This window comes from Actinocrinis sp. (assembly GCF_035650855.1).
GTDB lineage: Bacteria > Actinomycetota > Actinomycetes > Streptomycetales > Catenulisporaceae > Actinocrinis.
Map to the genome: position 1 here is coordinate 1 of NZ_DASRGV010000026.1, position 24,044 is coordinate 24,044.

The following is a 24,044-nucleotide window of genomic DNA, read 5'->3' on the forward strand; positions in this document are numbered from 1 at the left end:
CGGGAACACCGCGGTGGAGTATTCGCGCTCGGTGGCGACTAGGGCCATCGAGCGGCCGGTCTGGTCCGCTTCGGAGATCATCAACGACGTGCCGACCGGTCACGCGCTGATCTCGCTGGCTACGCCGGACGGCATCCGCACGCCCCCGGTTCTGGTGAACCTGCGCGGGTAGAGCGCTCAGGCCGGGCGGGCTGTCAGGTTGCCCGGTCAAGGCCGGAAATCGGCGGCAAGGTGTAGGGCGACGCGCACTGACCGGCCGACCTAGGGTGAAGCGGAAGAGTGCTGTCCTGGCGCAGTGAAGACACACAGCGATGGAGCCGACGATGACTGTTGCGACCGACCCGCGTCCGTTCTGGCTGGCCGGAAGCCAGGCGACCGGCGAGGCGACGCTTGAGGTGACGCGGCCGTACGACGGCTCGCGGCTGGCCGCGGTCTCGCTGCCGACCCGCGCACAGATCGAGCAGGCGGTCGCGGCGGCCGAGGCGGCGGCCAGGCCGGCCGCGGCCCTGCCCGCGCATGCCCGCGCCGCCGCCCTCGACCACGTCTCCAAGCGCCTCGCCGAGCGCGCCGACGAGATCGCGCGGCTGATCACCGCGGAGAACGGCAAGCCGCTCAAGTGGTCGAAGGGCGAGGTCGGCCGCGCCGTGTCGGTGTTCCGCTGGGCCGCGGAGGAGGCCCGCCGCTTCGCCGGGCAGCTCCAGCGACTCGACACCGACGCCGCGGCGGCCGGCCGGCTCGCGATCGTGCGCCGCTTCCCCAAGGGCCCGGTGCTCGGCATCGCGCCGTTCAACTTCCCGCTCAACCTGGTCGCGCACAAGGTGGCCCCGGCGATCGCGGTCGGCGCGCCGATCATCCTCAAGCCCGCCCCGGCCACCCCGCTCTCCGCGCTGCTGCTCGGCGAGCTACTGGCCGAGACCGACCTGCCGGCCGGGTCCTGGTCGATCCTGCCGGTGCCGAACGACCAGATGGCGGACCTGACCGGCGACCCGCGGCTGCCGGTGGTCTCCTTCACCGGCTCCGGCCCGGTCGGGGCGATGATCCAGCAGGCGGCGCCGCACAAGCACATCACGCTGGAGCTCGGCGGGAACGCGGCGGCCGTGGTGCTCGGCGACTATTCGAGCGAGCAGGACCTGGACTGGGCCGCCTCGCGCATCGCCACCTACTCGAACTACCAGGCCGGGCAGTCCTGCATCTCGGTGCAGCGGGTGATCGTGGACCGCTCCGTCTACGACCGGCTGCTGCCCAAGCTGGTCGACGCGGTGGCCGCGCAGCAGACCGGCGACCCGAACGACCCGGCGACCGACGTCGGCCCGATGATCAGCGAGCAGGCGGCGATCCGGGTCGAGCAGTGGGTCGAGGAGGCGGTGGCGGCCGGGGCGAAGGTGCTCGTCGGCGGCACGCGCGAGGGCTCGACATACGCCCCGACGGTCGTAGTCGACGCCCCGTCAGACGCCAAGGTCGTCTGCGAGGAGGTCTTCGGCCCGGTGCTCGTCGTGCAGCAGGTGGACGACACCGCGGCGGCTTTCGCGGCGGTCAACGACTCGGCCTTCGGGCTGCAGGCCGGCGTGTTCACGCACGACATCCAGGCGGCGTTCCGTGCCCACAGCGAGCTGGAGGTCGGCGGCGTGATCATCGGCGACGCGCCGAGTTACCGCGCCGATCAGATGCCTTACGGCGGCGCGAAGGGCTCAGGCGTCGGGCGCGAGGGCGTCAAGTACGCGATGGACGACTACACCTACGAGCGCGTGATGGTGCTGACCGGCCTCGACCTCTGACAGGTGGTCAGGTAGTTCGGCGGCACTGTCTTCAGCGGCACTGTCTTCAGCGGCACTGTCTTAGGCCGACGTACCGTTCGGCCCCTGCGTCGACCCGTTGGACGGATCCGAGCCGCTGCCTCCGTCGGTGAGGTGGAAGTGCCCGGTGGCGATCAGGAGCGCCGCGAGCAGGATCCAGGCCGTGGACAGGATGATCCCGGCGATGGCCAGGCCCTTTCCGGCCTGCCCTGTCTTCGAGGTCTGCACCAGCGCGCCGATGCCCAGCCCGAGCCCGATCAGCGGCGTGACGCAGAAGAAGCCGCAGATGCCGAGGACCAGCGACGCGATCGCCATGCCGCTGGTGCCGGGCGGCGGCCCGTACCCGGCCACGCCGTAGCCGTACGGACCCGGGCCGTACTGGCCGTAGTTCGGCGGGTACGGCATCCCTGGATACTGCGGGTACTGGCCACCGGCCGCGTTCGCAGCGCCCCCGTATTGGAAGCCGCCGTACTGGGTTCCCGGCGGCGGAGGAAAGGCGCCCGGCGGGACGAGGGGTTGCTGCGGCGGGTCCGGCTGCGGATCCCACGGTGACGGGGCCTGTTCAGACACGGCGCGACCCTACCAAGCGGGTGCGGAACAATGGCGCCCATGAGCGAAGCGAGCAGCAGCAGCCTCATCGACAACCCCCGGCGGATCGTCATCCTCGGCTCGACCGGTTCGATCGGCACCCAGGCCGTCGACGTGATCACCCGCAACCCCGGCCGGTTCCGCGTCGTCGCCCTGGCCGCCGGGGGGAAGAACGCCACGCTGCTGGCGCGGCAGGCGCTCGACCTCGAAGTCGAGGTCGTCGCCGTCGCCAGGGCCACCGCCGCGCAGGACCTCCAGCTCGCCTTCTACGCCGAGGCGCAGCGCCGCGGCTATCCGACCGGCGGCTACCGGCTGCCGAAGATCGTCACCGGACCCGACGCCGGAGCCGAACTGGCCGCGCTGGACTGCGACGTGGTGCTCAACGGCATCGACGGCGCCGCCGGGCTCAAGGCCACCCTCGCCGCGCTGCGCAGCGGCCGCACCCTGGCCCTGGCCAACAAGGAGTCGCTGATCATCGGCGGCGACCTGGTCACCTCGCTGGCCAAGCCCGGCCAGATCGTCGCGGTGGACTCCGAGCACTCCGCGCTGGCCCAGTGCCTGCGCGGCGGCACCCCGGACGAGGTGCGCCGGCTGATCGTGACCGCCAGCGGCGGCCCGTTCCGCGGCCGGGCCCGCGAGGAGCTGGCCGAGGTGACGCCGCAGCAGGCGCTGGCGCACCCGACCTGGGCGATGGGCCCGCTGGTCACCATCAACTCGGCGACGCTGGTGAACAAGGGCCTCGAGGTCATCGAGGCGCACCTGCTCTACGACATCCCGTTCGACCGGATCGAGGTGGTGGTGCACCCGCAGTCGATCGTGCACTCCATGGTCGAGTTCGCCGACGGCTCCACGATCGCGCAGGCCTCGCCGCCGGACATGCGCATCCCGATCGCGCTGGCCATGGGCTGGCCGCACCGGGTCGCCGACGCCGCCCCGGCCTGCGACTGGACCAAGGCCGCGAGCTGGGAGTTCTTCCCGCTGGACGAGCAGGCCTTCCCGGCCGTGGGCCTGGCCAAGCAGGTCGGCAAGGCCGGCGGCACCTTCCCGGCGGTGTTCAACGGCGCGAACGAGGCGTGCGTCGCGGCGTTCCTGGGCGGCCGGCTGCCGTTCACCGGGATCGTGGACACGATCGAGGCCGTGGTCGCCGAGCACGCCGACCGCGCGCAGTCGGCCGAGGCCGCGACGCTGGAGGCGGTGCTGGAGGCGGACCGCTGGTCGAGGGCCCGCGCCGAAGAGCTCACCGGTTCGGCGGTCAGCGGGTAGGCTCGCAGGAGAAGATCCAGGCCGCGGACGGTCTGGAACTTTCCCGCTTCCCGCGTACGTCTGTCCGGGAGACACCTGGTTTTGCCGTGTCCGGGTGCGGGGCACGAGACTCGGGTCCGGCCGGTTGCGTGCAGTACCACTCGACATGAAGGCGGTTTCCCGGCGTGAACGTTCTCGGCGCGCTGCTGTTCGTGGTGGCGCTGCTCATCTCGATCGTGCTGCACGAGGCCGGGCACATGGTGTGCGCGCGCTGGTCCGGCGGCAAGGTCACCGAGTTCTTCGTCGGCTTCGGCACCCGGCTGTGGTCGTTCCGGCGCGGCGAGACCGAGTACGGGATCAAGGCGATCCCGGCCGGCGGTTACGTCAAGATCGTCGGGATGACCGACCTGGACGAGATCGAGCCGGGAGACGAGGACCGCGCGCTCAAGAACAAGCCGGCCCGGATGCGGCTGCTCACCCTCTCCGCCGGGTCGCTGACCCACTTCCTGATCGCGCTGCTGCTGTTCTTCCTCAGCCCCATGCTGTTCGGCGTGCAGAAGGCGGACACCGCGCCAAGGGTCGGCCAGGTCGCGGCCTGCCTGACCGCCGACGGCACGCCGCAGGACACCTGCACAGCCGGCGCGAAGCAGTCCCCGGCCGCCGCCGCCGGGCTGGCCACTGGCGACCTGATCACCTCGATCGACGGCAAGCACATCGCGACCTTCGACGACCTGGCCACCGCCCTGCACCGGCTGCCGGCGAATCAGCCCGCGACGATCGAGTACACCGATCCGAAGGGCGGGCAGCACACCGCGACGATCGTGCCGATCGGCGTGAAATCCGTCACCTACCCCGACGGGCACTCCGCCGCCGGCAGCCTGGTCGGACTAGGCCAGAACGGCTACACCCAGCACTACAACCCGATCTCGGCCGCCGCCTACAGCGGCAGCCAGTTCGGCACCATGATCGTGGAGACCTTCAAGGGGCTCGGCTCGATTCCGGCCTCCATCCCGAAGCTGTTCACCTCCACCGTCGACCACACCCAGCGCTCGACGAGCTCGCCGGTCGGCGTGGTCGGCATGGCGCAGATCAGCGGCACCGTCATCGGCCGGACCGGCTTCTCCGGGTTCTTCGCGCTCGTGGCCGCGATCAATGTGTTCATCGGCGTGTTCAACCTGCTGCCGATCCTGCCGCTGGACGGCGGGCACATCGCGGTCCTGCTTTACGAGGAAGGCCGCAAGCGGGTCTACCGGCTGCTGCGCCGGCCCGTGCCCGGCCGGGTGGACCTGAACAAGCTGATGCCGGTGGCGTACGCCTTCCTGCTGTTCTTCGTCGGCCTCACGTTGCTGCTGCTGGCCGCGGACATCACCAATCCGATCCACCTGCCCTCCTAGCCGCGTCGACCGGGTGAGCCCTTTCAGCCCGCGGGATGTGCCGTTCGGCGCACAGCCGGTGAAGATCGGGTGAAGGGGGAGGGACGCCGTGCAATGAGAGCTGTCGGAGTGTCGTAGCGTTGCTCTTGTCGCTGATCCGCCGAAGCACGAACCACCGTCCCAAGACTGGGGAGAGCCCGAACGATGACCGCCGTTTCCCTCGGTGTTCCGTCCATTCCGGCCAAACCGCTCGCGCCGCGTCGCAAGTCGCGGCAGATCATGGTGGGGAACGTGCCGGTGGGCGGGGATGCGCCGGTGTCGGTGCAGTCGATGACCACGACGCTGACCTCGGACGTGAACGCGACGCTGCAGCAGATCGCGCAGTTGACCGCGGCCGGCTGCCAGATCGTGCGGGTGGCCTGCCCCTCGCAGGACGACGCCGACGCGCTGCCGCAGATCGCGAAGAAGTCGCAGATCCCGGTGATCGCGGACATCCACTTCCAGCCCAAGTACGTCTTCGCGGCGATCGACGCGGGCTGCGCGGCGGTGCGGGTCAACCCCGGCAACATCCGCAAGTTCGACGACCAGGTCGGCGAGATCGCGCGGCGGGCCAAGGCCGCCGGGGTGCCGATCCGGATCGGCGTGAACGCCGGGTCGCTGGACCCGCGGCTGTACGAGAAGTACGGCAAGGCGACGCCGGAGGCGCTGGTCGAGTCGGCGCTGTGGGAGTGCTCGCTGTTCGAGGAGCACGACTTCCGGGACATCAAGATCTCGGTCAAGCACAACGACCCGGTGGTGATGATCCAGGCTTACCGGCTGCTGGCCGAGGCCTGCGACTACCCGCTGCACCTAGGCGTGACCGAGGCCGGTCCGGCGTTTCAGGGCACGATCAAGTCGGCGGTGGCGTTCGGCGCGCTGCTGGCCGAGGGCATCGGTGACACGATCCGGGTCTCGCTGTCCGCGCCTCCGGTCGAGGAGGTCAAGGTCGGCATTCAGATCCTGGAATCGCTCGGGCTGCGCCAGCGCGGCCTTGAGATCGTCTCCTGCCCGTCCTGCGGACGCGCGCAGGTGGACGTGTACACCCTCGCCGACCAGGTCTCCGCGGCGCTCGACGGGCTGAACGTGCCGCTGCGCGTGGCCGTGATGGGCTGCGTGGTCAACGGACCGGGCGAGGCCCGCGAGGCCGATCTCGGCGTGGCCTCGGGCAACGGCAAGGGCCAGATCTTCGTCAAGGGCGAGGTCATCAAGACCGTGCCGGAGACGCAGATCGTGGAGACCCTGGTCGAGGAGGCCGTGCGGCTGGCCGAGGAGATGGGCGCCGACCTCGGCGACGGCTCCCCGGACGTGGCGGTCGGCTAGACCCCCGCTTGCCGCGAATCCGTCTGGCAGACCCACGGTCAGGCCTCGGTGAAGCCGGAGCCAGGCCGGGTACCGCGTCCGCACTATTTCGCCTCAGGTACTCCCGACCACGATGCCCTTCCAGGCCGTAGAGTGTGCCTTAAGGGCTACAGGTGAGAGGCGTAGATCGCGCATGAACGTGGTGAGCCGGCTGCTGAGTCCCGCCGCGAGCGCGCGTGTGCTCGACCACAGCGACTTGGACGAGGTCCTGGAGTTGCTGGCCCGCGATCCGATAGACAACGCGTTCATCGGTTCACGGGTCGAGGCGGCGGGCCTCGACCCGTGGCAGCTCGGCGGCGAAATGTGGGGCTACGCGGCCAACGGCCGGCTTACCTCGCTGTGCTTCTCCGGCGCGAACCTCGTGCCGATCAACGCCACGCCGGACGCGGTGCGCGCGTTCGCCGACCGGGCGCGCAAGCAGGGACGCCGCTGCTCCTCGATCGTCGGCCCCCGCGAACCCACCCTCGACCTGTGGTCCTACCTGGCCCCGCACTGGGACCAGGCGCGCGAGGTGCGCCCGAACCAGCCGGTCATGGCGCTGCGCGAACCCTCGGTCACCGTGGCGCCGGACTTCCGGGTCCGGCCGGTGCACCCGGCGCAGCTCGACGTGCTCATGCCCGCCTGCATCGCCATGTTCACCGAGGAGGTCGGCGTCTCGCCGGTGGCCGCGGACGGCGGCCGGATGTACCGGCAACGGGTTGCCGAACTGGTGAACGCCGGCCGTGCCTTCGCCTGGATCGACGGCGGCGAAGTGGTGTTCAAGGCCGAGATCGGCGCGGTGACCCGGGCGGTGTGCCAGATCCAGGGGGTCTGGGTCAATCCGAAGTTCCGCGGCCGGCGCATCTCCGAGGGCGGAATGGCCGCGGTCGTCGAGTACGCGCTGCGCGACTTCGCCCCCGTGGTCTCGCTTTACGTCAACGACTTCAACGCACCGGCGCGCGCCTCGTATCTGCGGGTCGGCTTCCACGAGGTCTCGGAGTTCGCCTCGGTGCTGTTCTGATGCGCCGGCTGTCCCGCTCAACCTTGTCCCGCTGAGCGGGACACAGGGTGCTGACTCATAGTTCAGCTGGTCACGCGCACTTGGCCTCGTGGTCGAGCAGCGCCTGCTTGATGTCGAGTCCGTACAGGAAGCCGCCGAGCGTCCCGTCGGTGCGGACAACTCGGTGGCAGGGCACGAACAGCGCGGTCGGGTTGGTCGCGCAGGCACTGCCCGCCGCGCGGATTGCCCGCGGATTGCCCGCCGATGTAGCGAGCTGTGTGTAAGTAGCCGTCGTCCCGGCCGGGATCTTCCGCAGCGCCTGCCTCGCAGCTGTGCGGAACGGCGCGAAGCCGGGGCGCTCCTTCGTGACGACCTCGTCGATCGCCGACAGGTCGCCCTCGAAGTACTTGCGCACCGCGGCCAGCGCGCTGTGGTCGTCGTCGCTGACCGCGACCAAGCCGGGCTCGGCGTCGGCGAGCCGCGCCAGCTGCTCCACCGAGTCGGTGAAGCCCGCCGCGTAGACGACGTCTTCGGCCACGAGCACGGTGAAGGGGCCGAGCGGAGTGGCGGTCTGATGCGCTGTCAGGTCAGTCATGAGCTTGGTTTCCTCTCCGGTGCGGGAAGATCGCACACTTCGAGTCTGCCGCACCGCGCGAGCCGTCACTGGCGGGTTTCGGACATGACGCTGCCGGTCCCGCCGGGCCCTTGTCAGCCGCCCAGCAGCCGCTGCCGCCAGTACGTGAACGACGACTCCGGATCGCCGGTATACGCCCACGGTACCCGCGTCACGTGGTTGCCGATCGCCTGGATCACCGGCCGCGCGTCGCTGTGCCGGTCGGCGTAGATCAGCGCGTGCGCCAGGTAGTTCAGGTCCGCCTTGGCCTGCGCGTGCTGCCGCTCCTGCCGCCGGAACCACTGCTCGAGGATCCGGTCCAGGTCCAGCCCGACCTGGTCCTCGGTCCACATCATGTCCAGCCCGGCACGCATCGTGGCCCGCTTGTCCGCGGAGTGTGCCCGATACGACTCGGCGTGCGCCACCAGCGGCAGCACGGCGAGCGGCGAACCCACCGGCGCCTCCCCGGCGAGCCAGTAGGCGAAGTCGTACATCTCGGCGTGCGAGCCGTGCCAGGCCGCGAACAGGTAGATGAGGGTCTGGTGGTGGCCCTCGCGGTTCCACGGATCGCGCTCGCGCATCCCGTGCCAGCGCGCCCAGAACTCGTCGCGATTCACGCCCTGCGCCCGCGCCAGCGTGATCAGGCTGATCCACGGCATCGGGTCCTTCGGCGAGAGGGAGGCGGCCCGGCGGCACAGGTCCTCGACGTCTTGCGCGGTCTTGTTGGTGCCCGTGTCACGCACCTGGGCGCGCGCCCGCACCAGCCGGACCACCTCGACGTGCGCCTGCAACGTCAGTGCGTCCGGGTTGTGCGGGTCGAGCGCGAGCCAGCGCTCCAGCCAGGCGCTCGCCGCGGTCGTGTCCGCGAGCACCTTGATCCGGTGGGCGCGCCTGTCCCAGTTGCGGCGGGTGTCTTCAAGCAGGTCGCGCGCCGGTTCCCAGCGGCCCTGGGCCAGCTCGTCGCGTGCCTCGGCGAGATCGAGGTCGTCGAATGCGGGATCGAAGGAAGCCTTGAACGCCTTGGACCTAAACACCGCCATGGCAGCGCAATGTAGTGGTCAAGTAGCTCCCATGGCATTAATGCGACCGAACTGTGTCCCACGGCCCGATATTCTCGTGACGGGCTGTAGTACAGCAGCCCGCGGGCACCTGTTACCGTCCCAGTTTCCGAGCCCGATCCGCCCCCTCTTCCGCCAGGAGTACCGCAGTGATCTCGCGCATGTCCACGCTCTTCCTCCGGACCCTCCGCGACGATCCGGCCGATGCCGAGGTGCCGAGCCACAAGCTGCTGGTGCGCGCCGGCTACGTGCGCCGCGTCGGCCCCGGCATCTACTCCTGGCTGCCGCTGGGCAAGCGGGTGCTGGACAACATCGCGCACGTGGTCCGGGAGGAGATGGACCGCTTCGGCGCGCAGGAGGTCCAGTTCCCCGCGCTGCTGCCGCGCGAGTACTACGACGCCACCGGCCGCTGGGTCGAATACGGCGACGGCATCTTCCGGCTCAAGGACCGCAAGGGCGCCGACTACCTGCTCGGCCCGACCCATGAGGAGATGTTCACCCTCATGGTCAAGGGCGAGTACTCCTCCTACAAGGACCTGCCGGTCAACCTGTACCAGGTCCAGACCAAGTACCGGGACGAGGCGAGGCCGCGCGCCGGCATCCTGCGCAGCCGCGAGTTCCTGATGAAGGACTCGTACTCCTTCGACCTGGACGACGAGGGGCTCAAGCGCTCCTACGAGCTGCACCGCGAGGCGTACATCCGGATCTTCGACCGGCTCGGCCTGGACTACCGCATCGTCTCGGCGATGTCCGGCTCGATGGGCGGCTCGGCCTCGGAGGAGTTCCTGGCGCCGACGCCGACCGGTGAGGACACCTTCGTCTCCTGCACGAACTGCGACTACGCGGCCAACACCGAGGCGGTCGAAGGCCGGCCGGGTGCCGCGCTCGATGCCTCGGCCGAGCCCCCGCTCAAGGCCTATGACACTCCCGACACCCCGACGATCGACTCGCTCGTCGAGTTCTTCAACGGGCTGGACCTCGGCCGCACGATCACGGCCGCGGACACCCTGAAGAACGTCGTGGTCAAGCTGCGCCACCCCGGCGTGAAGGACCCCGAGATCCTGATCGTCGGCGTGCCCGGCGACCGCGAGGTCGACCTCAAGCGGCTGGAGGCGGCCGTGCACCCCGCCGAGGTCGAGATGTTCGAGGGCGAGGACTTCGCGAAGCACCCGAAGCTGGTGCGCGGCTACATCGGTCCGCAGGGTCTGGCCGAGGCCGGCTACACCTACAAGGTCGATCCGCTGGTGGTGCCCGGTTCCGCCTGGATCACCGGGGCCAACGAGAACGGCAAGCACGCCGCGCACGTGGTCTACGGCCGCGACTTCACGCCCGAGGGCACCATCGGCGCCGCCGAGGTGCGCGCCGGAGACCCCTGCCCCCGCTGCGGCCACGCCCTGTCCATCGACCGCGGCATCGAGATCGGCCACATCTTCCAGCTCGGCCGGAAGTTCACCGACGCCTTCCAGTTCGACGTGCTCGGCCCGGACGGCAAGCCGGTGCGCGTGACCATGGGCTCGTACGGCATCGGCATCTCGCGCGCGGTAGCGGCGATCGCCGAGCAGAAGCACGACGAGCTCGGCCTGGTCTGGCCGCGCGAGGTCGCTCCCGCGGACGCGCACCTGGTGGCCACCGGCAAGGACGACTCGGTGTTCGAGGCGGCCGCGACCCTGGCGACCGAGCTGGACAACGCCGGAGTGCGCGTGCTGTTCGACGACCGGCGCGGCGTCTCGCCCGGCGTGAAGTTCAAGGACGCGGAGCTGATCGGCGTGCCGACGATCGTCGTGGTCGGCAAGGGCCTGGCCGACGGCGTCGTCGAGGTGCGCGACCGGGCCAGCGGCGAGCGCCAGGACGTGCCGGTCGCCGAGGCGGCGGCGCGGGTGCGGGCGCTGGCGGGCTGACTGTACGGCGGGCGTCGTCCGCGGCGCCCGCCGCTCGCGGGCTCACGGGAAGCCGGCTTTACCCGATTGGATCGACCTGGACTTCTCCTGCCGCCGGAGCGACTACCCTGGTAGGCGACAGAACGCAAGACCAGACCCCACATCCGTCGAGGAGCCGACCCCGATGAGCCCGACCGCGCCGCCCAGGCTCGACCGGCAGAAGCTGCGCGCACTCTTGGAGCCGGTGGTCGAGCGGGCCGGCGCGGAGCTCGAGGACCTGACCGAGCAGCGGGCCGGATCACGCCGGCTGATCCGCGTGGTGGTGGACCGGGACGGCGGCGTCTCGATGGACGACGTCGCCGACGTGACGCGTGCGGTCTCCGAGGCCCTCGACGGCTATGCCGCGATGGGCGAGGCCGCGTACGTGCTCGAAGTCACCTCGCCCGGGATCGACCGGCCGCTGACCGAGCCGCGGCACTGGCGGCGCGCGCGGGGCCGGCTGGTCAAGGCGGTGCTCAAGGCGGGCGGCGAGGTGGAGGGACGGGTGTCCGCCTCGGACGAGCACGGGGTGACGCTGCTGGTCGGGGAGCGCGACAAGGAGCGGGTCCTGCCGTACGGCGAGATCGCCAAGGCGCGGATGCAGGTCGAGTTCAACCGGGCCGCCGAGGACGCGGAAGATTCGGCGCTTGACGACGAGTCGGATGATGACGCGCGCTCCGACGATGAGCTTGACGACGAGAGCTGATTGAGGACGCGATGGACATCGACATGCGGGCGCTGCGCGACCTGGCGCAGGACAAGGAGATCTCACTCGAACGGCTCTTCGAGGCCATCGAGCAGGCGCTGCTGCTCGCGTACGAGCGGACCGAGGGCGCCTATCAGCGGGCCAGGGTCGTGCTCGACCGCAAGACCGGGCACGTCGCGGTGTGGGCCACCGAGACCGACGAGGAGGGCCGGCCCTCCGGTCCCGAGTTCGAGCACACCCCCGGCGGCTTCGGCCGGATCGCCGCCTCCACCGCGCGGCAGGTCATCGCGCAGCGGCTGCGCGAGGCGGCCGACGAGGCGGTCTTCCGCGACTTCGCGGCCCGCGAGGGCGACCTGATCACCGGCAAGGTGCAGCAGGGCGACGACCCGCGCAACGTGCTGGTCGAGATCGACTCGGGCAAGAAGGAGAGCTTCGAGGCGCTGCTGCCCGCGCCCGAGCAGGTGCCCGGGGAGCGGTACGAGCACGGCACCCGGATCAAGTGCCTCGTCGTCGCGGTACGCCGGGGCCAGCGCGGACCGCAGGTCACACTGTCACGCACGCACCCGAACCTGGTGCGCCGCCTGTTCGCGCTCGAAGTGCCCGAGGTCGCGGACGGCACCGTGGAGATCGCGGCGGTGGCCCGCGAGGCCGGGCACCGGACGAAGATCGCGGTGCGTTCCACCAAACCGGGGGTGAACGCCAAGGGGGCGTGCATCGGACCGGTCGGCGCCCGGGTGCGCAACGTCATGAACGAGCTGCACGGCGAGAAGATCGACATCGTGGACTGGTCCGACGACCCGGAGCGCCTGGTCGCCTCCGCGCTCTCGCCGGCCAAGGTCACCAAGGTGCGCATCGTGGACCCGGAGACCAAGTCCGCGCAGGTCACCGTGCCCGACTACCAGCTCTCCCTGGCGATCGGCAAGGAAGGGCAGAACGCCCGGCTGGCCGCGCGGCTGACCGGCTGGCGGATCGACATCCACTCCGACGCCGAGCAGCAGCCGGCCGGCTGACCGGCGCCCAACGGGCCGCGCGCGCGTCGAGGAGCGCTCGCGCGCGGCCGGTGCCCCCTGCCCGGACGGCGGTAACGGGGGAGCGGGCGCACTGATCGTGGGGGTAAGATAGAACGTGACTGGCCTGCCGACAGACCCGGGAGAGCGCGGCGCGCCGACGCGTACCTGCGTTGGTTGCCGTGTCCGGGATGCGCAGGAACGGCTGCTCCGTCTCGTCGCCGGAGAGGGCGAGGTTCTGCCCGATCCGCGTCGGCGCCTTCCGGGCCGCGGTGCCTATCTGCACCCGCGGCTCGCGTGTCTCGCCCTCGCCGAGCGCAAGCGGGCTTTCCCGCGGGCTTTCCGCCTGCCGGGACCGCTCGCGGTCGAAGGGGTGCGCGCGCGACTGGAGGCGTCCGAGGCGGGCGCGGAGTAAATCCGCCGCCCGCTCCGTTACAGGCGCGGCAGGCGAGTTGTCAGAAGCACTGTCAGAAGCAATGCCGAACAACAGGGATCGCTACGACGCGAAAGCGGGTCGAGAAACACGATGAGCACGCGATGAGCACCCAGCAATGAGCACGCCCATGCTGTGATACCGACGGTCGCGCGGACAAGACGCGGGCCGAGACAGGAGTGAAGTGGCCAAGGTCCGGGTCTATGAACTCGCCAAGGAGATGGGTGTTGAGAGCAAGGTCATCATGGCCAAGCTCCAAGACCTCGGTGAGTTCGTTCGTTCAGCCTCCTCCACGGTGGAGGCTCCGGTCGTTCGTAAGTTGAAGGATTCCTTCGACGGCGGGGGCAAGGCCTCCGCGTCGGGTGGTGCCTCCGGCACCGCCACCGCGCCGCGTCCCGGCGCCCCCAAGCCAGGCCCGCGTCCGGGTCCGGCCCCCATGACACAGTCGCCCAAGCCCGCGCCGACGGCCGCCAAGCCCGCCGCGCGCCCGGCGGCGCCGGCACCGAACGGCAGCGCGGCCCCCGCGGCCCCTGCCCCGCAGACTTCCCAGAGCCCGGCGACGCAGGGTCCGGCGACCCAGAGCCCGCGTCCCGGCGCGCCCAGGCCCGCCGGGCCGCGTCCGGCCACCCCGTCCTTCGAGGCCCCGTCCGGCCCCGCCGCCCCGGCCCAGCCGAGCGCGCCCGGCCAGCAGGGTGGTGCGCCGCAGGGCGGTGCACCGAACCGCCCGGCAGGCCCCGGCCCCCGTCCGGCCCCGCGTCCGTCGGGCGACCGCTCCGGCGCGCCGCGTCCCGGCGGCGGAGCCCCGCGTCCGGGTGCCCCGCGTCCGGCCGGTCCGCGTCCCGGCAACAACCCCTTCACCTCCGGCTCGACCGGCATGCCCCGTCCGGGCGCGCCGCGTCCGGCCGGTGGAGAGCGCGATCGTGACCGTGATCGCGACCGCGGTGGCGACCGCGACCGCGCTCCGCGCAGCGACGCTCCGGGCGGTCCGCGTCCGGGCATGCCGCCGCGTCCTGCGGCCCCGCGCGGCGACCGCACCGGCGGCGCCCCCGGCGGTCCGCGTCCGAACCCGGGCATGATGCCCAACCGGCCTTCGCCCAGCCCCCGCCCCGGCGGCGGTCCCGGCGGCGGCGGTCGTCCCGGCGGTCCGGGTGCCCGTGGCGGCGCTCCGGGCGGCCCGCGCCCGGCCGGCGGTGCCCCGCGCGCCGGCGGCGGTCCGCGTCCCGGTCCCGGTGCGGGCTTCGGCCCGCGCCCCGGCGGCGGCGCTCCCGGTGGCGGCGGCCCCGGCGGTGGCGGCGGCTTCGGCGGCCGTCCCGGTGGCGGTGGCGGCGCCGGTCGCGGTGGCCGCGGCTCCGGCACGCAGGGCGCGTTCGGCCGTCCCGGCGGTCGCGGCCCGGCGCGTGGCCGCAAGTCGAAGAAGCAGCGGCGTCAAGAGTTCGACAACATGCAGGCCCCGTCGATGGGCGGCGCGCTGCTGCCCCGCGGCAACGGGCAGGTCGTCCGGCTCACCCGCGGTTCGTCCCTGATGGACCTCGCGGAGAAGATCGGCGCCAACCCGGCGGCCCTGGTGCAGGCGGCCTTCGCCATCGGCGAGATGGTCACCGCGACCCAGTCGGTCAACGAGGAGATCCTGCAGCTGATCGGCTCCGAGATCGGCTTCGAGATCCAGATCGTCTCGCCCGAGGAGGAGGACCGCGAGCTGCTCGAGTCCTTCGACATCGAGTTCGGCGACAACGAGGGCGGCGAGGACGACCTCGAGGCCCGTCCGCCGGTAGTCACCGTCATGGGCCACGTCGACCACGGTAAGACCCGCCTGCTCGACGCGATCCGCAAGTCCAACGTGGTCGCGGGCGAGGCCGGCGGCATCACCCAGCACATCGGCGCCTACCAGGTCAAGGCCGAGGTCGGCGGCGACGAGCGGAAGATCACCTTCATCGACACCCCGGGCCACGAGGCTTTCACCGCCATGCGTGCCCGAGGCGCCAAGGTGACCGACATCGCGGTGCTCGTGGTGGCGGCCGACGACGGCGTGAAGCCGCAGACCATCGAGGCGCTCAACCACGCCAAGGCGGCCGAGGTGCCGATCGTGGTCGCGGTGAACAAGATCGACAAGGAGGGCGCGGACCCGCAGAAGGTGCGCGGCCAGCTCACCGAGTACGGTCTGGTCGCCGAGGAGTACGGCGGCGACACGATGTTCGTGGACATCTCCGCCCGCGAGAACATCGGCATCCAGGAGCTGCTCGAGGCGATTGTGCTGACCGCGGACGCGTCCCTGGACCTGCGCGCGAACCCGCACCAGAACGCCGAGGGCGTGGCGATCGAGGCGCACCTCGACCGCGGCCGCGGCGCCGTGGCCACCGTGCTGGTGCAGCGCGGCTCGCTGCGGGTCGGCGACACGATCGTGGTCGGCGACGCGCACGGCCGGGTGCGGGCCATGCTCGACGAGAACGGCAACAACGTCGAGATCGCCGATCCGTCCCGTCCGGTGCAGGTGCTCGGCATGACCTCGGTACCGGGTGCGGGTGACACCTTCCTGGTGGTCGAGGAGGACCGGGTCGCCCGGCAGATCGCCGAGCGGCGCGCCGCCCGCGACCGCAACGCGCTGCTGTCCAAGCGGCGGGTGCGCGTCTCCATGGAGGACATCGGCAGCGCCTTCGCGGCCGGCGACATCCAGCAGCTCAACCTCATCATCAAGGGTGACGTCTCCGGTTCGGTGGAGGCCCTGGAGGACGCGCTGCTCAAGCTGGACGTCGGCGCGGAAGTCGACCTGCGGATCATCCACCGCGGCGTCGGCGCGATCACGGAGTCCGACGTGGACCTGGCGCTGACCAGCGACACCATCATCATCGGCTTCAACGTGCGGGCGGACGGCCGGGCCAAGGCCAAGGCCGACCGCGAGGGCGTGGAGATCCGGTACTACTCGGTCATCTACCAGGCGATCGAGGAGATGGAGGCGGCGCTCAAGGGCATGCTGAAGCCGGAGTACGAGGAGGTGCAGCTGGGCACCGCGGAGATCCGCGAGGTCTTCCGCTCCTCCAAGTTCGGCAACATCGCGGGATGCCTGGTGCGCTCGGGTCTCATCCGCCGCAACGCCAAGGCCCGGCTCATCCGGGACGGCGCGGTGGTGGCCGAGAACCTCAGCATCGAGTCGCTGCGCCGGTTCAAGGACGACGCCACCGAGGTCCGCGAGGGCTTCGAGTGCGGTATCGGCCTCGGCTCGTTCAACAACATCCAGGTCGACGACGTGATCGAGACCTACGAGATGCGGGAGAAGCCGCGCGTCTGAGTTCGACCCGTGGCGGGTGCCCGGGTTCGCAGCGCTCACAGTGCTGCGAACCCGGGCACCGCTCGATTGATCGACTGATCTTTTTTTCATTGCTCTGACATAACCACACATCCTCCCCCGGGCCGGGCTGGCCCTGATGTCACTGGTGTTCACCGGAACCCTGACCCTCGACCTGCTGCTCGGCGACGTTCACTCGCTCAAGGAGAAACGCGGGTTGATCCGGCCGGTGCTGGCCGAGCTGAGCCGCCGTCCCGCCGTCGCGGCCGCCGAGGTCGGCGCCCAGGACCTGCACCGCCGGGCCATTTTGGGCGTCGCCGTCGTGGCGGGCTCGCATCAACGGGTGGTGGAGCTGTTGGATGACTGTGAGGGCGCGGTGGCCTGGCGGCCCGAGTTCGAGCTGCTGTCCGTGCGCCGCCGCGTCCGCAGCGATGAAGACGACTGACGCACAGAACCACCAGACCGGCGGGGTGGACGAGACACCGCCGGACCGGCGCAGAGGACAGGAGCGGGAAGATGGCGAACAACACCGCGCGCGCGGCCAAGCTGGCCGACCGGATCAAGGTGGTGGTGGCCGAGACGCTCAAGACCCGGATCAAGGACCCGAGGCTCGGCTTCGTGACCATCACCGACGCCCGGATCACCGGGGACCTGCGCGAGGCGACCGTCTTCTACACGGTCTACGGCGACGAGACCGAGCGCTCGGAATCCGCGGCGGCGCTGGAGTCCGCCAAGGGGATCCTGCGCAGCGAGGTCGGCCGGCAGACCGGGGTGAAGTTCACCCCGACTCTCGCCTTCATCGCCGACGCGATCCCAGAGGGCGCGAAGCAGATCGACGAACTGCTGGCGCGTGCGGCCGAGGCCGATGCCAAGGTGCATGAGGTGGCTAAGGACGCGAAGTACGCCGGCGAGCCCGATCCGTACCGCGCGCCGCGTGCCGCCGAGGACGAAGACGAGGACGACGAAGACGCCGGGGACGAGTGAATCGCGCCGAGTGAGCAGGGCGGATGAGCAGTAGGGGCGGAGCACACTTTGACACGTGACGCGGCGCGCCCAGCGCCGCCGGACGGCCTGGTCATCGTCGACAAGCCGGCCGGCTGGACCTCGCACGACGTGGTCGGGCGGATGCGCCGGCTGGCCGGGACCCGCCGTGTCGGGCACGCCGGGACGCTCGACCCGATGGCCACCGGCGTGCTCGTGCTCGGCATAGAGAAGGCGACCCGGCTGCTCGGGCACCTCGCCCTGACCCGCAAGGTGTACGAGGCGACGATCCGGCTCGGCCAGACGACCGTGACGGACGACGCCGAGGGCGAGGTGACCGCGGCGGCCCAGACCGGGCACCTGGCGGATGCGGACGTGCTCGCCGCGGTGAGCCCGCTCACCGGCGAGATCATGCAGGTGCCTTCGTCGGTGTCGGCGATCAAGGTCAACGGTGTGCGGTCGTACGCGCGGGTGCGGTCGGGCGACGAGGTGAAGCTCGCCGCCCGGCCGGTGACCGTGTACGAGTTCACGGTCCATCAGATCCGGCGCGCGGAAGCGGCCGCCGGGCTGGGTGTCGTCGACCTCGATGTCACCGTCGCCTGCTCCAGCGGGACCTATATCCGGGCGCTGGCCCGGGACCTCGGCGCGTCTCTCGGCGTCGGCGGGCATCTGACGGCCCTGCGACGCACCCAGGTGGGCCCGTACGGGCTCGCACAGGCCCATACGCTCGACGAACTGGCCGCGGTGGCAGCGCAGGCCGAGGCGCTGCCCGTGCTGTCTCTGGCGGCCGCTGCGGCGGTCGCCTTCCCCCGCTACGACGTGGACGGCGAGCAGGCGAAGACGATCGCGCACGGCGGCTTCCTGCCCTCGCCCGGCCTGGGCGAGGGGCCGATCGCGGTGTTCGGCCCGGACGGCGCGTTCCTCGCGCTGGTCGAGGAACGCGGCGAGCGGGCCAAGCCGATCGCGGTCTTCGTCTGAGAAGACTTTCTGCTTCTGCTACTGCGGCGGGTTCGACCACGGGTCAGTGGGCTGATCCTGCGGCACCTGCGGACCGCCCGGCTGCCCCGGGGCAGGCGGCGTCGGCTGCTGGCCGGGCGCGGCGTACGGGTACGGATACGGCGCGGCGTAACCGGGCGCGCCGAACTGCGGCGGCTTGAAGTACGGACCCGACTGCTTGTTCCACAGCAGGATGATCGTGGCCAGCCCGATGAGCCAGGTGATGATGCCGAGGGCGACGCCGACCCCGGACGCCTTCTGCGCCGAGAACGGCCCGGAGCCGCCGGCCGAGGCCGCGAGCAGGCCGATGACGCTCAAGCAGCTGATGCCGAAGAACACGGTGGCGACGATCCGCGCCCAGTTGCGTCCGTTGCGGTTCGCGAAAGCCATCCAGACCCACAGCCCGACCTCGATCAAGCCGAAGACCGCGGCGAAGGCGACGCCGGCGTGCACCGCGGTGTCCACCTTGGCGCTGGAGTAGTCCGGGTGCTGGGTACGGATCGTGTCCCGGATCGCGGAGGTCTGGGTGAGCCCGATGATCGCCGAGATCAGGGTGAGGCCGGCGCCGGCCAGCATCAGGTAGAAAGCGTTCTGTACGGTCCGCGGGATGGGCGGTTTGGCAGGCATCCCGGTCTGACCGGGATACTGGGGGTAAGCCGGGGGCGGTCCCGGCTGCGGGTAGGCCATGACGACGGGGTTCCCCTCCTGTTTACAGTGCGTGCGGTCGAACATCGTAAGCGCCCGGTCCGGCGGGCGACAGGGGCGGCCGGTGCGGATCGCTCAGGGCGATCTGGCAAGGTTGGACAGCGACGGGTTCGAACTGGAGGAGTGACGGTCCATGGAGCGCTGGCACGGCTTGTCCGAGGTGCCCCCCGGCTGGGGCGTGCCCGGCGGCTGCGTCGTCACCGTCGGCTTCTTCGACGGTGTCCACAAGGGCCATCAGCGGGTCGTGCGCCGCGCGGTCGACCTTGCCAGGCAGCGCGGGGCCGCGGCCGTCGCGCTGACCTTCGATCCGCATCCGAGCGAGGTCGTACGGCCCGGTACCCATCCGCCGCTGCTCTCAACCCCGGTGCACCGGATGGATCTGATGCAGGCCCTCGGCGTGGACGCGGTGCTGGTGCTCCCGTTCACCCTGGAGCTCTCGAAGCTGACGCCGGAGGAGTTCGTCCAGCAGGTGCTGGTCGACCGGCTGCACGTGATCGCCGTGGTGGTCGGGCAGAACTTCCGCTTCGGGCACCGCGCGGCCGGAACCGTGGAGACGCTGGCCGAGCTGGGCGAGCGCTACGGCTTCATCGCCGAAGGGCTTTCGCTGGCCGCGCCCGACAACGACGGGGAGGCGGGCACCGAGCCGCGCTTCTCCTCGACCGACGTGCGCCGGATGGTGCTGGCCGGGGACGTGGAGACCGCCGCGCGGCGGCTCGGGCGGCCGCACCGGGTCGAGGGGACGGTCGTGCGCGGGGCGCAGCGGGGCCGCGAGATGGGCTTCCCGACCGCGAACGTGGACACTCCGCCGCACACCGCGATCCCGGCCGACGGGGTGTACGCGGGCTGGCTGGTCGTGGACGGGGACCCGCTGCCCGCCGCGATCTCGGTCGGTACGAATCCGACCTTCGACGGAACCGCGCGCACCGTGGAGGCCTACGCGATCGGCCGCACGGATCTGGAGCTGTACGACAAGTACGTCGCCGTCGACTTCCTGGCCCGGCTGCGCGGGCAGGAGCGGTTCGACTCGATGGAAGAGCTCATCAAGCGGATGAACACGGACGTCGAGGAGGCGCAGCAGCTGCTGGCGGCCGCCGCGGCGAAGCGCTGAGCCTGAGCCGAAAGCTGTCAGGCGATCGCGAGGAAGCGGTCGAGCACCCGGCAGCCGAAATCGAGGGCTGAGATCGGCACCCGCTCGTCCACGCCGTGGAACATCGCGGCGAAGTCGAGGTCCGGGGTCAGCCGCAGCGGGACGAAGCCGTAGCCGCGCATCCCGCCCTTCCCGGACCGGTCCAACGACGCGAAGGTCTTGTTGTCGGTGCCGGCGGACAGGCAGTACGGCACGGTGCGCGCGGCCGGGTCCTCGGCGCGCAGCGCTTCGAGCATCGCGTCGACGATCGGAGCGCCGAAGGGCGCCTCGACGGAGCGGTCGTGGTGGATCGCCTCGCGGGTCACGCCGGGCCCGGCCAGCTCGTCGATCGCGGCCAGGAACTCCTCCTCGCCGCCGGGCAGGAAGCGCCCGTCGATCACGGCCGAGGCCCGCTCGGGGATGACGTTGCTCTTGTATCCGCCTTCGAGCATGGTCGGGTTCGCGGTGTGGCGCAGGGTCGCGCCGACGAAGCGGGCCAGCGGGCCGAGCCGCTCGACCGCGGCCTCGGGGTCGGCGGGATCGAACGGGACGCCCAGGGCGTCGCAGACCTCGGTCAGGAAGTCGCGGACGGTCGGGATCAGGATGGTGGGGAAGCGGTGCTCGCCGATGCGGGCGACGGCCGCGGCGATCGTGGTGATCGCGTTCTCGTCGTTGAGCATCGAGCCGTGCCCGGCCCGGCCGCGCGCGGTGAGCCGCATCCAGGACAGGCCCTTCTGCGCGGTCTCGATCAGGTACAGGCGCAGGTCGGGGGAGACCTCGTAGGAGTAGCCGCCGACCTCGCTGATCGCCTCGGTGCAGCCGTCGAACAGCTCCGGATGCTTCGCGGCCAGGAATTTCGCCCCCTGATTGCCCCCGGCCTCCTCGTCGGCGAGGAAGGCGAGCACCACGTCGCGGCGCGGCCGACGGCCCTCGCGCACCATGCGCCGCACGACCGCGAGCGTCATCGCGTCCATGTTCTTCATGTCCACGGCGCCGCGACCCCAGACCAGGCCGTCGCGCACCTCGCCGGCGAAGGGCGGCACCGACCAGTCGGCGGCGTCGGCCGGCACGACGTCGAGGTGGCCGTGCAGCAGTAGTGCGTCCGCGGAGGGGTCGCTGCCCTCGAAGCGCGCGACGACTGAAGCGCGTCCGGGCTCGGACTCGAAGATCCGCGGCTCGAACCCCGCCTCGGCGAGCTGCTCGGCGACGTACTCGGCGGCGGGCCGCTCCGGCCTGACCGGATTCGAGGTGTCGATCCGGATCAGGTCGGTCAGCAGGCCGACCACCTCGCCATAGGACGCTTCGTCGGGGTGCATGTCCATGGCCACCACCGTACCCAAGCCGATCACCCCGCGCCGAACCGTTTGCGGCAGCGCTAGTGGTGCCGTGCACCCGGTAGCCCGGCGGTTCTGGTTGGTCCAGTCAGTCCGATGGGTTCGGCGGCTACCGGGTTCGTTCCCCAAATCCCTGCGCGACGTTCGCGGCCAGCTCCAGGTACGCGTCCGCGGTGGCCGGGCGCAGCATCTCCAGGTCTATCTCGGCGCCGGTGCCCAGGTGCGGGTCGAACGGGATCGGCACCACGGCGCGGCAGCGCGCGGCGAAGTGGGTGATCAGCTGGTTCAGGTCGAATTCCTTGGCCGAGGGCCGCACTCCAGAGATCACGGTGACCGAGCGGGAGACCAGGTCCTGGTAGCCGTGCGCGATCAGCCAGTCGAGAGTCGTCGAGGCGGAGTTTCCACCATCCACCGAAGGGGTGGAGACCACGATGAGCTGGTCGGCCAGCTGCAGCACGCCGCGCATCGCGGAGTACAGCAGGCCGGTGCCCGAGTCGGTGAGGATGATCGAGTACTGACGCTGGAGCGCGCCGATGATGCGGCGGTAGTCCTCGTCGTTGAACGTGGTGGACACGGCCGGGTCGACGTCGTTGGCCAGGATCTCCAGGCGGCTGGGGGCCTGCGAGGTGTAGCGGCGCATGTCGACGTAGCTCTGGATCGAAGGCAGCGCCTGCAGCATGTCGCGGATGGTGGCCCCGGTCTCCCGGCGCACCCGGCGGCCGAGGGTGCCGGCGTCGGGGTTGGCGTCGACGGCGATGACCCGGTCGCCGCGATTCCAGGCGAGCGTCGCGCCGAGCGCGGTGGTGGTCGTGGTCTTGCCGACGCCGCCCTTGAGCGAGATGACCGCGATGCGATGGCAGCCGAGCAGCGGAGTGCGCACGCGTTCGAGCAGTTCGATGCGATGCGATTCGGCCTTGCCGGGGGCCGGCTTGATCAGCCCGCCGGTGGCCGAGCGCACGGTCTTGCGCCAGCCGGTGCGGGCGACCGGCTCGGCCTTGCGCACGAGACGGTCGGAGGTGAGGTCCTGCGAGGCCTGGAGCCCGAGCGGGAGCCCGGCGCCGGGAATGGGTGCCTGCGGCTGACCGGTGTAGCTGCCAGGTCGCTGACCGTACGGGTTCTGACCTGGTTGCGTCGGGTGCGGGGGCTGATACGCATTGGGCGCAGTCGTGCCGGTCGGGGGCTGGTACTGGCCGTAATGCGGCGGCTGATACTGCGGGTGCTGCTGTTGTGGCGGCTGTGGGTTCTGGGTTTGTGGGTGCTGGGCGTGCGGCTGCGGCGGCGCCGGCGGTTGGAGCTGCGGCTGGTGCGGCGCCGGTGGCTGCGGCTGATATGGGGCTGGTGGCTGTGGCTGTGGCCCCGGCTGATGCAGAAGCTGCGGCGCGGGCGGCATGAACCGAGGTCCGGGCGGTGCGCCGGTTGCTCCAGGGGCTTGCCCCATGCCCAGCGGTGCACTGGGCCCTGGCGGCTGCGGAGGTTGGATCGGCTGTGCAGCCGGGGCGCCAGGGTCTTGGGCGTTGGGAGCCTGAGGGTTCTGAGACGGCGGTGCCCACACGTTGTTGGGCGGCCCGGGAGGCGTGTCCGGGTTGGTGGTCGCCGGGACGCTGGGCACGCGCGGAATGAGCTGCGTGGACGGCGGGACGTTGATCGGCGCGGGAGTCACCGGCGCCGGAGGGAGGGGCGCCGGAGGGCGTGGCGCCTGGAGTTGCGGTGGCTGCGCCGACTGCGGTGACTGTGATTGTCCGAGCGGCTGCCCGGGCTGTGGCTGCGGCGGCTGCGCTTGGCCGTGTTGCGGCTGCCCGGGCTGTGGCTGCGGTGCCTGTGGTTGTCCGTTCGGCGGCTGGCCGGGCTGCGGCGGCGCTGGCTGCTGTGCCTGCGACGGGTGCGGGGCCACCGGTGGTGGTACGAGCGGAGGTGGCGGCACGGGCGTCCCCGGCGACGCTCCATTGGACTGCGCAGCGGGACCTGCCTGCCACGAGTTCGGCGCGGGCGGAGCCACGTTCCAGCTGCCCGAGCGCTCGAGCTGTGGCTGAGGCGTCGGCGCGGGCTGAGGCGGAGGCGGAGCAGTCGTCGGGGGCGCGGGAGGCGTCGCAGCGCGAACAGCCGAAGACGTCGGGGGCGCTGACTGGGCAGCCGAAGACGTCGGGGGTGGTGGCGGCGGTGCTGAAGGCGCGGGGGAGGACGTCGGCGGCTTCGGCTGCGACTGTGCCTCCGCAGTTGGCTGCGGCGTCACTGGAGCCGCGTTCGACTGCACGGATTGCACGGATTGCACGGATTGCACGGACTGCACGGCTGGCGCGGGCGGCGGAGGCGGTGGCGCAGTCGGTCCTGAGCTCGGGCGCGGGGCCTGGGGCGTGGCGAGTTGGCCGAAATGCGGGCCAGGCGTGTCAGCGTTCGCGCCCGCGGCTTCAGGCAGCACCGGACGGCCGATCGGCGGCGGCGCCGAGAGCGGTGGCGCGGACGCCGGCGTGGCGGTCTGGACGGGCGGCGGTGCTGGCGGCTGGTGCGCCGCGGAAGTG

Annotated in this window: 20 protein-coding genes; 14 read left to right on the forward strand and 6 right to left on the reverse strand. The window is 71.4% G+C overall.

All coding sequences use genetic code 11. The features are described 5' to 3' along the window. The first annotated feature begins 323 nt into the window (after window positions 1-323). Window positions 324-1,775 carry an aldehyde dehydrogenase family protein gene (locus VFB40_RS02055; RefSeq protein WP_324847523.1) on the forward strand — a complete coding sequence of 484 codons (1,452 nt, stop codon included), beginning with the start codon at window positions 324-326 and terminating at the stop codon, window positions 1,773-1,775. Window positions 1,776-1,835: 60 nt separating this feature from the next. Here VFB40_RS02055 and VFB40_RS02060 read toward each other — a convergent pair whose 3' ends face one another. Further along, window positions 1,836-2,363: a DUF4190 domain-containing protein gene (locus tag VFB40_RS02060; protein WP_324847524.1), complete on the reverse strand. Its 528-nt coding sequence runs from the start codon at window positions 2,361-2,363 to the stop codon at window positions 1,836-1,838. A 30-nt stretch (window positions 2,364-2,393) separates the two neighbouring features. On the opposite strand from VFB40_RS02060, the gene dxr reads away from it, so the two are divergent. From dxr to VFB40_RS02080, 4 genes are all read left to right on the forward strand, one after another. Beyond that, on the forward strand, window positions 2,394-3,644 hold the full coding sequence (gene dxr, locus VFB40_RS02065) for a 1-deoxy-D-xylulose-5-phosphate reductoisomerase (RefSeq protein ID WP_414642005.1): 1,251 nt from the start codon (window positions 2,394-2,396) through the stop codon (window positions 3,642-3,644). Between the two features lie 164 nt (window positions 3,645-3,808). Next, window positions 3,809-5,017, forward strand: coding sequence for a M50 family metallopeptidase (locus VFB40_RS02070; protein ID WP_324847526.1), 1,209 nt, complete (start codon window positions 3,809-3,811; stop codon window positions 5,015-5,017). Between the two features lie 183 nt (window positions 5,018-5,200). Continuing rightward, on the forward strand, window positions 5,201-6,355 hold the full coding sequence (ispG, locus tag VFB40_RS02075) for a flavodoxin-dependent (E)-4-hydroxy-3-methylbut-2-enyl-diphosphate synthase (protein ID WP_324847527.1): 1,155 nt from the start codon (window positions 5,201-5,203) through the stop codon (window positions 6,353-6,355). Between the two features lie 172 nt (window positions 6,356-6,527). After that, window positions 6,528-7,394, forward strand: coding sequence for a GNAT family N-acetyltransferase (locus VFB40_RS02080; protein ID WP_324847528.1), 867 nt, complete (start codon window positions 6,528-6,530; stop codon window positions 7,392-7,394). A gap of 70 nt (window positions 7,395-7,464) precedes the next feature. On the opposite strand, the gene VFB40_RS02085 is transcribed toward VFB40_RS02080, so the two are convergent. Next, on the reverse strand, window positions 7,465-7,968 hold the full coding sequence (locus tag VFB40_RS02085) for a methylated-DNA--[protein]-cysteine S-methyltransferase (protein WP_324847529.1): 504 nt from the start codon (window positions 7,966-7,968) through the stop codon (window positions 7,465-7,467). A gap of 113 nt (window positions 7,969-8,081) precedes the next feature. Beyond that, window positions 8,082-9,026: a hypothetical protein gene (locus VFB40_RS02090; protein ID WP_324847530.1), complete on the reverse strand. Its 945-nt coding sequence runs from the start codon at window positions 9,024-9,026 to the stop codon at window positions 8,082-8,084. A gap of 167 nt (window positions 9,027-9,193) precedes the next feature. On the opposite strand from VFB40_RS02090, the gene VFB40_RS02095 reads away from it, so the two are divergent. The 8 genes from VFB40_RS02095 (at window position 9,194) to truB (ending at window position 18,345) form a co-directional block, all read left to right on the forward strand. After that, a complete protein-coding gene (locus VFB40_RS02095) occupies window positions 9,194-10,942 on the forward strand; it encodes a proline--tRNA ligase (RefSeq protein WP_324847531.1) in 1,749 nt (582 codons plus the stop codon). A 163-nt stretch (window positions 10,943-11,105) separates the two neighbouring features. Then, on the forward strand, window positions 11,106-11,666 hold the full coding sequence (gene rimP, locus VFB40_RS02100) for a ribosome maturation factor RimP (protein ID WP_324847532.1): 561 nt from the start codon (window positions 11,106-11,108) through the stop codon (window positions 11,664-11,666). 11 nt (window positions 11,667-11,677) lie between these two features. Then, on the forward strand, window positions 11,678-12,676 hold the full coding sequence (nusA, locus tag VFB40_RS02105; RefSeq protein WP_324841779.1) for a transcription termination factor NusA: 999 nt from the start codon (window positions 11,678-11,680) through the stop codon (window positions 12,674-12,676). 115 nt (window positions 12,677-12,791) lie between these two features. Next, complete coding sequence (locus VFB40_RS02110; RefSeq protein ID WP_324847533.1) at window positions 12,792-13,088, forward strand: YlxR family protein; 297 nt, start codon at window positions 12,792-12,794, stop codon at window positions 13,086-13,088. A gap of 202 nt (window positions 13,089-13,290) precedes the next feature. Further along, entirely contained in the window at window positions 13,291-16,389 is a 3,099-nt protein-coding gene (gene infB / locus VFB40_RS02120) for a translation initiation factor IF-2 (protein ID WP_349261303.1), read from the forward strand. A gap of 145 nt (window positions 16,390-16,534) precedes the next feature. Beyond that, on the forward strand, window positions 16,535-16,831 hold the full coding sequence (locus tag VFB40_RS02125; RefSeq protein ID WP_349260234.1) for a DUF503 domain-containing protein: 297 nt from the start codon (window positions 16,535-16,537) through the stop codon (window positions 16,829-16,831). A 71-nt stretch (window positions 16,832-16,902) separates the two neighbouring features. Next, complete coding sequence (rbfA, locus tag VFB40_RS02130) at window positions 16,903-17,370, forward strand: 30S ribosome-binding factor RbfA (RefSeq protein ID WP_324847534.1); 468 nt, start codon at window positions 16,903-16,905, stop codon at window positions 17,368-17,370. A gap of 48 nt (window positions 17,371-17,418) precedes the next feature. Then, window positions 17,419-18,345 (forward strand): tRNA pseudouridine(55) synthase TruB, encoded by a 927-nt coding sequence (gene truB, locus VFB40_RS02135; RefSeq protein ID WP_324847535.1) that lies wholly within the window; start codon window positions 17,419-17,421, stop codon window positions 18,343-18,345. Window positions 18,346-18,363: 18 nt separating this feature from the next. Here the strand turns inward: truB and VFB40_RS02140 are convergent, their stop codons facing one another. Beyond that, window positions 18,364-19,050 (reverse strand): hypothetical protein, encoded by a 687-nt coding sequence (locus VFB40_RS02140; RefSeq protein WP_324847536.1) that lies wholly within the window; start codon window positions 19,048-19,050, stop codon window positions 18,364-18,366. A gap of 151 nt (window positions 19,051-19,201) precedes the next feature. On the opposite strand from VFB40_RS02140, the gene VFB40_RS02145 reads away from it, so the two are divergent. After that, window positions 19,202-20,176: a bifunctional riboflavin kinase/FAD synthetase gene (locus tag VFB40_RS02145; protein WP_324847537.1), complete on the forward strand. Its 975-nt coding sequence runs from the start codon at window positions 19,202-19,204 to the stop codon at window positions 20,174-20,176. 17 nt (window positions 20,177-20,193) lie between these two features. Here VFB40_RS02145 and VFB40_RS02150 read toward each other — a convergent pair whose 3' ends face one another. Beyond that, window positions 20,194-21,516 carry a M20/M25/M40 family metallo-hydrolase gene (locus tag VFB40_RS02150; RefSeq protein WP_324847538.1) on the reverse strand — a complete coding sequence of 441 codons (1,323 nt, stop codon included), beginning with the start codon at window positions 21,514-21,516 and terminating at the stop codon, window positions 20,194-20,196. A 121-nt stretch (window positions 21,517-21,637) separates the two neighbouring features. Next, window positions 21,638-22,531 carry a MinD/ParA family ATP-binding protein gene (locus tag VFB40_RS02155; protein ID WP_324847539.1) on the reverse strand — a complete coding sequence of 298 codons (894 nt, stop codon included), beginning with the start codon at window positions 22,529-22,531 and terminating at the stop codon, window positions 21,638-21,640. Window positions 22,532-24,044 lie beyond the last annotated feature (1,513 nt).